Here is a 13,370-nt window from a genome sequence, read left to right as displayed (position 1 = left end):
TAGTACAATTTATCTCCACAGGCTGAAACCCTCAGCCAATGCCAAAAATAATAAGTGGAGAGACTCCGATGTCCCCAATCGTTCTGGTGCTCAACGGCCCGAATCTGAACCTGCTGGGCACCCGTGAACCGGCGACTTACGGTCACGAAACCCTGGCAGATATCTCAGCCTTGTGCGGACGTGCCGCCGAAGAGTTCGGCCTGGCGGTGGAGTTTCGCCAGACCAACCATGAAGGCGAACTGCTCGACTGGATTCACGCCGCCCGTGGCCGCTGTGCCGGTATCGTCATCAACCCGGCCGCCTGGACCCACACCTCGGTGGCAATACGCGATGCCCTGGTCGCCAGCGAACTGCCGGTGATTGAAGTCCATTTGTCCAACGTCCACGCCCGCGAGCCCTTCCGTCATCACTCCTTCGTCTCGGCCATCGCTACTGCGGTGATGGCCGGGTTCGGCAGCCATGGCTACCGCCTGGCGCTGGAGCATTTCAGCTTGCGCTTGAAGGGGTGAACGCCGTGACTCAGAACAACGCAGTACTGGCCGGACTGATCGGCGCCGGCATCCAGGCGTCCCGCACCCCGGCGTTGCACGAGCACGAAGGCGATGCCCAGGGCTTGCGTTACCTTTATCGCTTGATCGATCTCGACCCGTTGCAACTCGACAGCAGCGCCCTGCCCGACCTGCTGACAGCCGCCGAACGCATGAACTTCACCGGTCTGAACATCACCTTTCCGTGCAAGCAGGCGATCATCCCGCTGCTCGACGAGTTATCGCCGGAAGCCCGCGGAATCGGCGCGGTGAACACGGTGGTGTTGAAGGACGGTAAACGCATCGGCCACAACACCGATTGCCTGGGGTTTGCCGAGGGTTTTCGGCGCGGCTTGAAGGGCGTTGCCCTGCAGCGCGTCGTCCAAATGGGCGCCGGTGGCGCCGGTGCGGCGGTGGCCCACGCGCTTTTGAGCGAAGGCGTACAGCTGCTGTGCATTTTCGACGTGGATGACGGCCGCGCTCAATCGCTGGCAAATAACCTGAATCAGCATTTTGGCCCCGGACGGGCCGTTGCCGGCCATGACCTGCCGAGCACGATGGCCCAGGCTGATGGCTTGGTGAACACCACGCCGATGGGCATGAAAAAACTGCCAGGCATGCCGGTGCCGGTGGAGCTGCTTCGGGCTGATTTGTGGGTGGCGGAAATTGTTTACTTCCCACTGGAAACCGAACTGCTGCGCCACGCCCGTGCCTTGGGCTGTCGGACGCTGGATGGCGGCAACATGGCGGTGTTTCAGGCGGTGAAAGCGTTTGAGTTGTTCAGCGGCGTGGTGCCGGATGCCCAACGAATGCTGGCGCACTTTCAAAGCATGAATGGGTGAAAAGCTTCGCGGGCAAGCCTCGCTCCTACAGGAACAAAGCAGAACCTGTAGGAGCGAGGCTTGCCCGCGAAGGCGTCAGGCCTGCAGATACCGCAACACCGACTCGCAAATCATCTCCCGATGACGCTGTTTGATGCCTTCATCCGGCAAGTCGATCTGAAAAATCTCGCCAAACGTGTGGCGGTTCGACACGCGATAGAAGCAGAACGAACTGATCAGCAAGTGCACATCCAGCGGATCGAGACCGGCACGGAACACACCGTCTTCGACACCCCGGCGCAGAATCACGCCCAGTGAATCGAGAATGGTGTTGTTCATCGCCTTGATCGCATCGGAGCGCTTCACGTACTCGGCGTTGTGAATGTTCTCGATGCAGACGATGCGCACGAAATCGACGTTGCGATCATGGTGATCGAAGGTGAACTCCACCAGCCGCCGAATAGCCTCGACCGGCGCCAGTTCAGCCAGGTGCAGACGGTTTTCGGTGCTGCGGATATCGCCGTAGAGCTTCTCCAGCACCTCGATGTAGAGCTGTTCCTTACTGCCGAAGTAGTAATAGATCATGCGCTTGGAGGTGTGGATGCGCTCGGCGATTGCATCGACGCGGGCGCCGGAAAGCCCCTGCTGGACGAACTCGACAATGGCCTCTTGAAGGATGTTCTCGCGGGTCTTTTCCGGGTTGTTCTTGCGACTCTTGCGCGGTTCGGCAATGGGCTCGTCGGGCGTTACGGAGAGTTTCGAATTTATTGTCATTGCGGGCTCACGGCCATCACTGCACAAGCTGGCGATTATGGGCCGCGCCGCACACTGAAGGAAGCCGTGCGGCGGCGGTTTAGCCTCGCGGTTACGAATTTCCTACAACTTTGCCTGACGGATGGCACCACTTCGGGATTTGGCCATGGCCGCCAGGCGCACCGCCACATTCGCCGCGCCGTAACCGGCATAGCCGTTCTTGCGCTGGATGATTTCAAAGAAGAACCGCCCTTCGAACGGCTCGGTATAAACATGAAACAGCTCGCCACCCTGGGCATCGCGATCGTAGAGCACGTTGTAGTAGGCCAGCTCACTGAGGAATTCGTCGTCAAAATCGAACCGGGCAGCGAGGTCATCATAGTAGTTGAGCGGAATATCCAGCAGCGGCACGCCCGCCTCTTTCGCCCGACTGACTTCGGCGAAGATATCGTCGCAATCAAACGCGATGTGATGCACGCCAGAGCCGCGATAACTCGACAACGCATGTGAGATGGCGGTGTTACGGTTCTCGGAAATGTTCAGCGGCAAGCGAATCGAACTGCAACGGCTGCGCAACGCCCGACTTTTCACCAGGCCGTACGGATCGGGCAACACCACTTCGTCGTCAGCCTCGAAATCCAGCAGGCTTTTATAGAACAGCACCCAACTGTCGAGGCTGTCGGCCGGCAACGCCATGGCCATGTGGTCGATACGCTTGAGGCCGCCACTGGTCTCGGCGACTGGCTGCAGATTGAAGTCGGTGCCGTAGACGTCTGCGTCCTGGTCCACCAGGTAAATCAGGCTGCCGTCCGGCGCGCGCACGGCGGCGAGTTCCAGTTCATTGGGGCCGACCAGCCCGCGATACGGCTGGCCTTTGTAAGCCACGGCCCGGGCCAGCGCACTGGCGCTGTCCTTGACCCGCACGGCGGTGGCGCACAGCGATGGACCGTGGGCCTCGAAAAAACTGTGCGCGAACGAGTATGGCTCAGAGTTGAGGATCAGGTTGATATCGCCCTGACGCAGCAAGCTGACGCTCTTGGAGCGATGCTGGCCGGCCTTGACGAACCCCAGTCGCTCCAGCCAATGGGACAGCTTGGCGCCAAGGCTTTCATCCACGGCGAACTCAAGAAACTCGATGCCGTTGTATTCACTGGCCTTCGGCGTCTCGAACAAACTGTCGAGATTGGCCGCCGGCTTGGCTTCTTGCTCCAGACGCTGGCGGGTTTTCTCTTCCAGATAGAGCAACGACCGTAAACCATCGGCGGCGTTAGCCCGAGGCGGTGCGGCGCGGAAACCGTCATTGAAGATCTCCAGCGACAACGGCCCGGTGTAGCCACTCTTGATGATCGGCGCGAGGAAACCCGCGAGGTCGAATTCGCCTTGGCCCGGGAAGCAGCGGAAATGCCGACTCCACTCCAGCACGTCCATCGCGAGAATCGGCGCATCGGCCATTTGCACGAAAAAGATCTTGTCGCCGGGAATGTCGGCGATCGGGCTTGGATCGCCCTTGAGCGACAGGGTGTGGAAGCTGTCGAGCAACACGCCGAGATTCGGGTGATCGGCCTGACGAACGATGTTCCACACCTGTTGATACGTATTGACGTGACGGCCCCAGGCCAGTGCTTCGTAACCGATCCGCAGGCCGCGTGCGCCGGCGTGTTCGGCGAGCAGGCGCAAGTCGTCGACAAGAATTTGCTCGTCGCCGATGGAGTCAGCCGAAGCGTTGCTACACACCAGCACCAGGTCGGTGCCCAACTCTTGCATCAGGTCGAACTTGCGTTCGGCCCGCTCCAGATTGCGTGACAAGCGATCACGGCGGCAACCTTCGAAATCCCGAAAGGGTTGAAACAGTGTGATGGCGATGCCGAGATCGGCGCACATCTGTTTAATTTCCCGAGGGCTGCCGTCGTAGTAGAGCAGGTCGTTTTCGAAAATCTCCACACCGTCGAAACCGGCGGCGGCAATCGCTTCGAGTTTTTCCGGCAGGGTACCGCTCAAGGAAACGGTGGCAATGGAACGCTGCATAGGTCGACTCCCGGTCTGGAGACCATCTTGTTAGGGGCATTGCACGCTTTGTAGGTGCACGGATTGCTCACGTTGGCGATCTTGAGGGCGCCTTCGCCGGCAAGCCGTGCTCCTACAGGGATCACTTTTCTCTTGGGGTAAATTATTGGCTGCGCGATCCGACACGGCAATTTAAAGTGTACTACCCGGTTAGTTTTGCGTGCGATTATCGAACACAATGGCCGATAGCGAATTGACGATTTTTCGCCCACTGCGCAACATCGACTGCACATTGAGTCCGGTCATCAACCACCGGGTTTGGTTTTCCACGACGCAGCACACCACATAAAAATAATCGGGTGGCCTACATGACTCCTTCTCGAAGCTCTCCCATGGAGCGTCGCTCCATGACTTCTGCCACAGGCGGTATCGGCGATAAAATCCGCGGCGCCATGGCGGTCGGCAAAACCCGTTGGGGCATGCTGGCGCTGGTGTTTTTCGCCACCACCCTCAACTACATCGATCGCGCCGCACTGGGCGTGATGCAGCCGATCCTGGCCAAGGAAATGAGCTGGACGGCGATGGACTATGCCAACATCAACTTCTGGTTCCAGGTCGGCTACGCCATCGGTTTCGTGCTGCAAGGCCGCTTGATCGACCGCGTCGGCGTGAAGCGCGTGTTCTTCTGTGCCGTGCTGCTCTGGAGCCTGGCAACCGGCGCCCATGGTTTGGCCACTTCAGCGGTCGGCTTTATGGTGTGCCGCTTCATCCTCGGCCTGACCGAAGCCGCCAACTACCCGGCCTGCGTGAAAACCACCCGGTTGTGGTTCCCGGCCGGCGAGCGCGCCGTGGCCACCGGCATTTTCAATGCCGGGACCAACGTCGGTGCGATGTTCACACCGATGCTGTTGCCGCTGATCCTCCACGTCTGGGGCTGGCAGGCGGCGTTCCTGTGCATGTCGGCGCTTGGCGGCATTTGGCTGGTGTTCTGGGGTCTGAAGTACTACAACCCGGAAGAGCATCCGAGCGTTAAACAATCGGAACTGGACTACATCCAGAAGGAAGTCGAACCGGAACAAACCCGCGTGCCGTTCTCGAAAATCCTGCGCATGCGCGGCACCTGGGCTTTCGCCCTCGCCTATTCGATGACGGCTCCGGTGTTCTGGTTTTACCTGTACTGGCTGCCACCGTTTCTCAATCAGCAATACAACCTGGGCATCAACGTGACCCAGATGGGCATTCCGCTGATCATCATCTACCTCACGGCGGACTTCGGCAGCGTCGGTGGCGGGATCCTCTCCTCGTTCCTGATCGGTCGCGGGATCAACCCGATCAAGGCACGCCTGATGTCGATGTTCCTGTTCGCCTGCTGCATCATCGGCGTGATCATGGCCGCCGGTTCGAGCAATCTGTGGGTCGCGGTGTTCGCCATCTCCCTGGCCATTGGTGCGCACCAGGCCTGGACCGCGAACATCTGGAGCCTGGTGATGGACTACACGCCTAAACACATGATGAGCACGGTGTTCGGCTTCGGCGGCATGTGCGCGGCCATCGGCGGGATGTTCATGACCCAGTTGGTGGGGCACATTCTGACCATCACCAACAACAACTACACCGTGCTGTTCACCATGATTCCGGCGATGTACTTCATCGCGCTGATCTGGATGTACTTCATGGCGCCGCGCAAGATTCCGACCGTCACCGAGTAATATCCCTTCAACCGGCAGGCCTGACTCCAGGCCTGCATCGCTCTTCTCAGCGGCGACTTTGTTGCCACGCCGCTGCCAGGCCACTACAGCAAATCACAGCGATCCCGATCACCGCGGTGAGGGTCGGCGTGTGAGCAAACACCAACCAGCCCAGCAGACCGGCGAACACAATCTGGCAGTAGCCAAACGGTGCCAGCAATGCCGGCGCCGCATGGCGGAAGGCTTGAGTCAGAAACAGATGCGCCGTCATCCCGCACGCGCCCAGTGCCAGCATCATTGCCCCGTGTCCCAGACTCGGGACCTGCCAGAAGAACGGCACCAGCGCACTCATCACTAAGGTGTTGCACAAGCCAGCGAAAAAGTTGCTGGTGGTCGGGCTGTCGATTTTGCTGAGCATGCGGGTCAGCAGCTGATAGAAGCAGAAAAACAGTGCCGAGCTGAGCGGCAGCAAAACAGCCGGGGTGAACAACTCACCGCCAGGGTGGACGATGATCACCACACCGATGAATCCGCAAATCACCGCGATCCACTGACCGCGCGTCACCCGCTCCCCGAGCAACGGCACCGACAGCGCGGTCACCAATACCGGCGCGAGAAAGTTGACCGCCGTGGCTTCGGCCAACGGGATGTACTGCAAGCCAGTGGTGAAAAACAAACTCGTGCCCAGCAGACACAACGCCCGCAGCAATTGCAGCAACGGACGCTTGGACCGTAGGACACGCAGCCCGGATTGCGGCAGAAAAATCCCCGCCATCAGCAGGGTGTGAACCAGATAACGCGCCCACACCACCATGACAATCGGGTAGAACCCCGAAAGGTACTTCGACAACGCGTCATGACTGGAAAACAGGAAGGTCGCGAGAACAATCAGCAGGATCCCTTTGAAGGGCTGGTTGACGCCGGAAAGCGGAGTGCTGACGGTCATGAGATATCCTTGTTCATAGGGTCAAAAGCATCGCGGGCACGCCGTGCTCCTACAGTACCGTCAGACTGGCTTGGAAGAAAATTCGTTCGCCAGGGTCGAACTCAAACAATTTAGAACCAGATTCCAGATTCTTGCACACACGGAGGATCGAAAGTGTTCGAACAGCGCACATCTTTGAATATCTACGATCAAATGTGGGAGCGGGCTTGCTCGCGAAGGTGCTTCAGGCAACATTCATATCGACTGAACCACCGCTTTCGCGAGCAAGCCCGCTCCCACAATGGATCTGCGGCGCCAGGACTAACTGAATAATTCCGAAGCCAGGCTCGCCGCCGCCAACTCCTCGGTAAACTTCAATAACAACGGCGCCAGCTCATGCAGCCGTGCCCCCGGCATCCGCGCGCTGGGCCCGGCAATGCTCAGCACGCCAATCACCCGGCCATCGCCCGGATGCCGCACCACCGCCGCAATCGCTGACGTGCCCACTGCCGAACTCTCCTCGACCCAGGCATAGCCCTGCTCCCTCGCCAGGCGCAGGCGTTCCAGCAGTTCAATATTGGAGCGCGGTGCATTCGGCCCCAGGTCCTTCGGCCGATCGCTGCCCTGGCGCTCCACCAGTGACAAGGCTTCGGCATCGCTCATGCACGCCAGCCACGCATGCCCCGACGCGGTGTAAAACAACGGTGCATCGCGGCCCATGTCCGGGTCGTACCGCAGACCGGAACGGGCGCCCTGGGACTTGGCGATCCAGACCTGTCGCTCACCTTCGATCACCCCAAGGCGCACCAGCTCACCAGTTTCCTGCGCCAGGCGATCGAGTACCGGCTGAACGATATCGGCACCGCTACTCGACAAGTAACGAAAGCCCATTGCCACCAGTTTGGTCGACAGGTGATAGCGCAAATTCTCCGGGTTCTGCCGCACGTAACCCAGGCGAATCAATTCGGCGAGCAGACGATGGGTCGCGCTTTTGGGGATATCCAGCTGCTCCGCCAGCGTCTGCATCGGCAGGCCGCGTGGGTCACTGGTGAGGCTTTCCAGCACGCTGAAAACACGTTCGATCTGACTGCCGGCCATGAGGGTTTCCACACAAAATTTGTTCGATTCTAGAAGACAACCGGATGAATGCGAAATCTGGAACCCAAGTCCCGTCGCTGCGCATTCCGCCGGTAGGGGACGCGTTCGACCAGTAATCCTTCGACACAGGCGGTCGCCTGCTCGATAAAAACCCATCGCTGGAAGGAATTAGATGGGTCGTCTGTGTTCAATACGAGTCTGTATGTTCCCGGCAACCCACTCTAGGTGGCCGGGAAGACGCCTGCACGCAGCAAAAGATGGACGACCGGACTGGCGCCGCTCCCACTCAGCAGCAACACTCATCCCCACGGACAATCAGAGGATTCCCACATGCTATGGAAAAAAGGCCGACGCAGCGACAACGTGGTCGATGCCCGTGGCGATGATGTCGGCGGCGGTGGCGGCGGGATGCGCTTCGGTGGCGGCAAGGGCCTGAGCCTGACGGCGATCATTCTGATTGTCGGGATCGGCTGGCTCACCGGCCAGGACCCGATGCAAATCCTCGGGCAACTCACCGGTCAGATGAGCGAGCAATCGGCACCGACCACCAGCCAAACCCGCAAGGCGCCACCGGCCAATGATGAAGGCGCCGAATTCGTGCGCTCGATCCTCGGCGATACGGAAGACACCTGGGGCCAGATTTTCCAGCAGGCCGGTCGTCAATATAAGGAACCCACCCTGGTGCTGTTCAGCGGCCGCGTCAACTCGGCATGCGGCCTGGCCAGTTCGGCCACCGGTCCGTTCTATTGCCCGGCAGACCAGAAGGTCTATCTGGACACGAGTTTCTTCCAGGAGATGTCGCAACGCTTTGCGGCCGCCGGTGACTTCGCTCAGGCCTACGTGATCGCTCACGAAGTCGGACATCACGTTCAGACCTTGCTTGGCGTTTCAGCGAAAATTCAGACAGCTCGCCAGCAAGGCCGGCAGATGGAAGGCGACGGCGGATTGCTGGTGCGTCAGGAACTGCAGGCCGATTGCCTGGCCGGCGTCTGGGCGAACAATGCACAGAAGCGTCTGAACTGGCTGGAACCGGGTGATATTGAAGAAGCCTTGAACGCCGCCAACGCCATCGGCGACGACCGCTTGCAGCAGCAAGGTCAGGGTCGCGTGGTGCCGGACTCGTTTACCCATGGCACGTCGGCGCAACGGGTGCGCTGGTTTAAAACCGGATTCGCCCAAGGCCAGGTCGGCCAGTGCGACACCTTTGCAGCGAAAAACCTTTAATGAATAAGTGGCTGTTGGCTTTACTGTTTACCTGCGCAAGCGCCCAGGCTGCCGAACACGGCGTTAAAGAGCTCAGCCCAGGCCGGCTGTTGTTGAAGGAAGGTGAGATCGCGGTGGGCATCGGCCCGGCGCCGAGCAAAATCGAACGCGTACTGATCATCATCCATGGTCGATTGCGCAATGCCGAAACCTACCGCCAAAGTGCCGAGCGTGCGGCCGAACAGGCGGGACAAACTGCGACCACGCTGGTGATCGCCCCGCAATTTCTCAATGAAACCGACGTCGCGGCCCATCCCGTGGCTGACAGCGTATTGCGCTGGCAGGGTAATGACTGGATGGCCGGTGGCTTATCCACCGCGCCATTCCCTCTGAGTTCCTACGCGGCACTCGACGAAATCGTCGCCCGAATTGGCGATCGCCGACAGTTTCCGGACGTGAAGCAAATCGTTATCGCCGGTCACTCGGGTGGGGCTCAGGTGGTGCAACGCTATGCGCTGCTGGGTCACGATCAACCAGAGCTCAAGGAGGCCGGAATACAGGTGCGATACGTGATCGCCAACCCGTCTTCTTACGCGTACTTCGACGAACGCCGGCCGGTGGCGTTCAACCACGCTGGTTGCCCGGGTTTCAATCGCTGGAAGTACGGGCTGGCGGACCTGCCCGCCTATGCCGAGGGACAAACTCCTGCACAGTTGCAGGAAAACTACGCCACGCGTGACATCGTTTATCTACTGGGGCAGCAGGACATCGACCCGAATCATCCGGCGCTGGATAAAAGCTGCGAGGCCAAAGCCCAGGGAGTGAATCGATTGGCGCGCGGGCGCAATTATTTTGCTTATCTGAAGCGGCTGCATCCTCAAGGGTTGAGTCAGCAACTGATCGAAGTGCCCGGGGTCGGGCATGATGGGGACGGGATGTTTAATTCGCCGGAGGGGCAGAAAGCGTTGTTCAGTGAGTGATGACGCCTAACCCTGTAGGAGCGGGGCTTGCCCGCGAAGGGACCCTCAAGCGAACAGCATCTGCCGCAACACCCCACAATCCGCCGCATGCCAATCCGTCAACTCAGGCCACGGATTATCCGGCAGGTTCACCAACACCGTCCGCGTGCCCGCCGCCCGACCGCAATCCAGGTCAAAGCGGTAATCACCGACCATCACCATCTCACTCGCCGGCACATGCCAGGCCTGGGCCAATTTCAGCAGACCACCCGGATGAGGTTTTGGCGGCGCTTCATCGCGACCCAGCACATCCTCCACCGCGAAGCAGTCGGCCAGGCCGATCGCCTCCAGCGTCACATGCGCCAATTCGCGAGCATTGCGCGTCAGGATGCCGAGGCGATAACCGCGCCCGGCCAATTCACGCACCAGTTCCACCGCGCCCGGCGCCGGCGTCGAGCCCAACGCCAGGTCGCGTTCGTGCTCCAGCAACCACGCGTGTTTGGCCGCCGCTTCTTCAGCCGGCAGCGCGGCGAGGTGGGTCAGGATGTCGTCTTCGGCCGGGATCGCCAACGCCTCGCGAATCGCCGCGAAGTCATGCACAGCCACCGTCAGGGTGCCGTCCATGTCGAACACCCAGTGCCGCACCTCGGCCAGGCTCATGCCCAATCCTTGCGATGACGAATCAGGCCTTCCTGGGTGACCGACGCCACCAGTTGCCCGGCGCGGTTGAACACGCTGCCACGGGTAAACCCGCGCGAATTGCCGGCCCACGGGCTGTCCATCGCGTAAAGCAACCAGTCATCGGCGCGCAGATCAGCGTGGAACCACAACGCATGATCGAGGCTCGCGACCTGCATGTCTTTCTGCCAGACCGATTTGCCGTGGGGCTGCATCGACGTGGTCAGCAGACCGAAGTCCGAGGCGTAGGCCAGCAAATATTTATGCAGCGCCGGAGAGTCGGCCAAGGCACCGTCGGCGCGAAACCAGACGTACTTGATCGGATCGGACGGCTGCGGGTTGTAGGGATCTTTCTCGGTGATCGGTCGGAACTCGATCGGTTTCGGGCACAGCAGTTTTTCACGCATGTGCTCGGGGATCAGGTGCGCGCGCTGCTGAGCGAGTTCCAGTTCCGACGGCAGGTTTTCCGGGCCGACCACAATCGGCATCTCGGCCTGGTGCTGAAAGCCTTCTTCGTCGTACTGGAACGAAGCGCTGCAGGTGAAAATCGGATTGCCTTTCTGGATCGCCGTCACCCGACGCGTGCTGAAACTGCCGCCGTCGCGCACCCGATCAACCTGATACACCACAGGCAACGCGGAATCGCCCGGACGCAGGAAATAACCGTGCATCGAGTGCACGTGGCGCGTTTCTTCGACCGTCTGACTGGCCGCCGACAGGGACTGACCAATCACCTGACCGCCGAACAACTGACGAAAACCCAGGTCCTGGCTGCGGCCACGGAACAGGTTTTCTTCGATCGGTTCCAGGGTCAGCAGGTCAACCAGATCATCCAACACTTGGCTCATTCAGAGTCTCCTCACACAACGCAATGCCGCGCAGTCTTGGCTGCGGCGGTCGATTCAGTTTCCGGCCAGGGCCCTTTCGGCCATTGTAAACGTCCGTGCCCGCTTATCCATGCAAGGTTTGCAGCCATTGTTCACGGGAAATCCGGTACAGCACATGGTGACGCAGGGGATGATCGGCGGCGAGTGTCGGGTGATCGAAATCATCGGCTGAATCATGCTGCATGCCGATCGCCTGCATGACTTTCTGTGATGGCGTGTTGGCCTCGGTCGTAAAAGACACGACCTCCTTCAGCGCCAACCGGTCAAACCCGCAGCGCAGAGCGGTCCACGCCGCTTCACTGGCGTAACCCAGGCCCCAGTGCTCGCGGGCCAGGCGCCAACCGATCTCGGTGGCCGGGGTGAAGGGCGCTTCGAAACCGACCACAGCCAGTCCGGTAAAACCGATAAATGCCCCGGTGTCCTTGCGCTCCAGCGCCCAGAAGCCGAAGCCGTGCTCGGCAAAATGCCCGCGAATCCGCCCGATCAGCGAAGCACTTTCCAGTCGACTCAAGGGCGCCGGGAAATAGCGCATCACCTGTGGATCGGCACACATCGCCGCAAATGCCGGCAAATCTTCATCGCGCCACTGCCGCAACAGCAGTCGTGCGCTCTCGAGTTCCCGTATCGGCTCCATCGTGCCCCTCCAATTCCATGCCGCAAGTCTACATCGCTGGTAGGATCGTTCACTCATTCCTACACGATTTCATCATGCCCCTGCCGTTGATCTACCACGAAGACTACAGCCCCGAGTTCCCGGCGGATCACCGCTTCCCCATGGACAAATTTCGCCTGCTGCGTGATCACCTGGTGGACAGTGGGCTGACCCTCGACGCCGATCTGCTGCGCCCGGAGCTGTGCCCGCCAGAGATTCTCGCCCTCGCTCATGACCCTGCGTATATCGAACGCTACATGGGTGGCGAGTTGTCCCGCGAAGACCAGCGGCGCCTCGGTCTGCCGTGGAGCGAAGCCCTGGCCCGGCGTACGGTGCGGGCAGTAGGCGGCTCGTTGCTGGCAGCCGAACAGGCGCTGGAACATGGCTTGGCCTGTCACTTGGCGGGCGGCACCCATCACGCGCATTACGATCACCCTGCCGGGTTCTGCATCTTCAACGACCTGGCGGTGATCAGCCATTTCCTGCTGGAAAGTGGCCGTGTGAATCGGGTGCTGATCTTCGATTGCGATGTGCATCAGGGCGACGGGACTGCACGGATCCTGCACAACACCCCGGAGGCGATAACCGTTTCCCTGCATTGCGAAAAGAATTTTCCGGCACGCAAAGCCGAAAGTGACTGGGACATTCCGTTACCGATGGGCATGGGCGACGTTGAATACCTGAAGGTCGTGGACGATGCGCTCAACTATTTGCTGCCGCTCTACCAACCTGACCTCGTGCTGTATGACGCCGGCGTCGATGTGCATAAGGATGACGCCCTCGGTTACCTGAAGCTGACAGACGAAGGCGTCGCCGCACGTGATGAAAGCGTGATGCGCCATTGCGTGGGCCGCGACATTCCGGTGGTCGGGGTGATCGGCGGCGGCTACAGCAAGGACCGCAAGGCCCTCGCCCGCCGCCATGGCATCCTGCATCACAGCGCCCAGCGGGTCTGGCAGTCATCAGGTTGTCATTGAGCTGTGAGTCTTTACCCACAATGCCTGTGGAACCGCCTGTGGATAACCTGAGTGAAAGCGCCTACAGCCCATGCGGGGTGTAGGCTACAGATCGGTGGTTGTTTTTTGATCAACCCCCAAAAACACCGAAGATCAATGTGGGAGCGGGCTTGCTCGCGAAGGCAATTCGTCATCCAACATTGATGTCGACTGACACAC

Annotated in this window: 13 protein-coding genes; 6 read left to right on the top strand and 7 right to left on the bottom strand. The window is 60.1% G+C overall.

Annotated elements, in window-relative coordinates:
* Nucleotides 1–68 precede the first annotated feature (68 nt).
* A complete protein-coding gene (gene aroQ, locus ACIPL2_RS15485) occupies nucleotides 69–509 on the top strand; it encodes a type II 3-dehydroquinate dehydratase (RefSeq protein WP_401357677.1) in 441 nt (146 codons plus the stop codon).
* Nucleotides 510–514: 5 nt separating this feature from the next.
* Nucleotides 515–1,369: a shikimate dehydrogenase gene (locus ACIPL2_RS15480; protein ID WP_401357676.1), complete on the top strand. Its 855-nt coding sequence runs from the start codon at nucleotides 515–517 to the stop codon at nucleotides 1,367–1,369.
* Between the two features lie 75 nt (nucleotides 1,370–1,444).
* Here ACIPL2_RS15480 and ACIPL2_RS15475 read toward each other — a convergent pair whose 3' ends face one another.
* Entirely contained in the window at nucleotides 1,445–2,122 is a 678-nt protein-coding gene (locus ACIPL2_RS15475; protein ID WP_401357674.1) for a TetR/AcrR family transcriptional regulator, read from the bottom strand.
* Between the two features lie 102 nt (nucleotides 2,123–2,224).
* Nucleotides 2,225–4,126 carry a 3-dehydroshikimate dehydratase QuiC gene (quiC, locus tag ACIPL2_RS15470; RefSeq protein ID WP_401357672.1) on the bottom strand — a complete coding sequence of 634 codons (1,902 nt, stop codon included), beginning with the start codon at nucleotides 4,124–4,126 and terminating at the stop codon, nucleotides 2,225–2,227.
* Between the two features lie 371 nt (nucleotides 4,127–4,497).
* Here quiC and ACIPL2_RS15465 point away from each other — a divergent pair, with 371 nt between their 5' ends.
* The gene (locus tag ACIPL2_RS15465; protein ID WP_401357718.1) at nucleotides 4,498–5,814 is read left to right on the top strand and encodes an MFS transporter; all 1,317 of its coding nucleotides are present in this window, start codon (nucleotides 4,498–4,500) and stop codon (nucleotides 5,812–5,814) included.
* A 46-nt stretch (nucleotides 5,815–5,860) separates the two neighbouring features.
* Here ACIPL2_RS15465 and ACIPL2_RS15460 read toward each other — a convergent pair whose 3' ends face one another.
* Nucleotides 5,861–6,739, bottom strand: coding sequence for a DMT family transporter (locus ACIPL2_RS15460; RefSeq protein WP_401357671.1), 879 nt, complete (start codon nucleotides 6,737–6,739; stop codon nucleotides 5,861–5,863).
* A gap of 300 nt (nucleotides 6,740–7,039) precedes the next feature.
* Nucleotides 7,040–7,816: an IclR family transcriptional regulator gene (locus ACIPL2_RS15455; RefSeq protein WP_401357670.1), complete on the bottom strand. Its 777-nt coding sequence runs from the start codon at nucleotides 7,814–7,816 to the stop codon at nucleotides 7,040–7,042.
* 330 nt (nucleotides 7,817–8,146) lie between these two features.
* On the opposite strand from ACIPL2_RS15455, the gene ACIPL2_RS15450 reads away from it, so the two are divergent.
* Entirely contained in the window at nucleotides 8,147–9,040 is an 894-nt protein-coding gene (locus ACIPL2_RS15450) for a neutral zinc metallopeptidase (RefSeq protein ID WP_401357668.1), read from the top strand.
* Nucleotides 9,040–9,999, top strand: a complete 960-nt coding sequence (locus ACIPL2_RS15445) for an alpha/beta hydrolase (RefSeq protein ID WP_401357667.1) — start codon at nucleotides 9,040–9,042, stop codon at nucleotides 9,997–9,999. Before ACIPL2_RS15450 ends, ACIPL2_RS15445 begins: the two co-directional genes overlap by 1 nt.
* A 45-nt stretch (nucleotides 10,000–10,044) precedes the next feature.
* On the opposite strand, the gene ACIPL2_RS15440 is transcribed toward ACIPL2_RS15445, so the two are convergent.
* The 3 genes from ACIPL2_RS15440 to ACIPL2_RS15430 form a co-directional block, all read right to left on the bottom strand.
* Nucleotides 10,045–10,638, bottom strand: coding sequence for an HAD family hydrolase (locus tag ACIPL2_RS15440; RefSeq protein ID WP_401357666.1), 594 nt, complete (start codon nucleotides 10,636–10,638; stop codon nucleotides 10,045–10,047).
* Nucleotides 10,635–11,504, bottom strand: a complete 870-nt coding sequence (tesB, locus tag ACIPL2_RS15435; protein WP_401357665.1) for an acyl-CoA thioesterase II — start codon at nucleotides 11,502–11,504, stop codon at nucleotides 10,635–10,637. The genes ACIPL2_RS15440 and tesB overlap by 4 nt, the downstream gene beginning before the upstream one ends.
* A gap of 103 nt (nucleotides 11,505–11,607) precedes the next feature.
* A complete protein-coding gene (locus ACIPL2_RS15430) occupies nucleotides 11,608–12,177 on the bottom strand; it encodes a GNAT family N-acetyltransferase (protein ID WP_401357663.1) in 570 nt (189 codons plus the stop codon).
* A 74-nt stretch (nucleotides 12,178–12,251) separates the two neighbouring features.
* On the opposite strand from ACIPL2_RS15430, the gene ACIPL2_RS15425 reads away from it, so the two are divergent.
* Nucleotides 12,252–13,172: a histone deacetylase gene (locus ACIPL2_RS15425; protein ID WP_401357661.1), complete on the top strand. Its 921-nt coding sequence runs from the start codon at nucleotides 12,252–12,254 to the stop codon at nucleotides 13,170–13,172.
* Nucleotides 13,173–13,370: the final 198 nt, after the last annotated feature.

This window comes from Pseudomonas sp. NPDC086251 (assembly GCF_044746405.1).
In the GTDB taxonomy this organism is placed as follows: domain Bacteria; phylum Pseudomonadota; class Gammaproteobacteria; order Pseudomonadales; family Pseudomonadaceae; genus Aquipseudomonas.
This window is presented reverse-complemented; position numbering and strand designations above follow the sequence as displayed.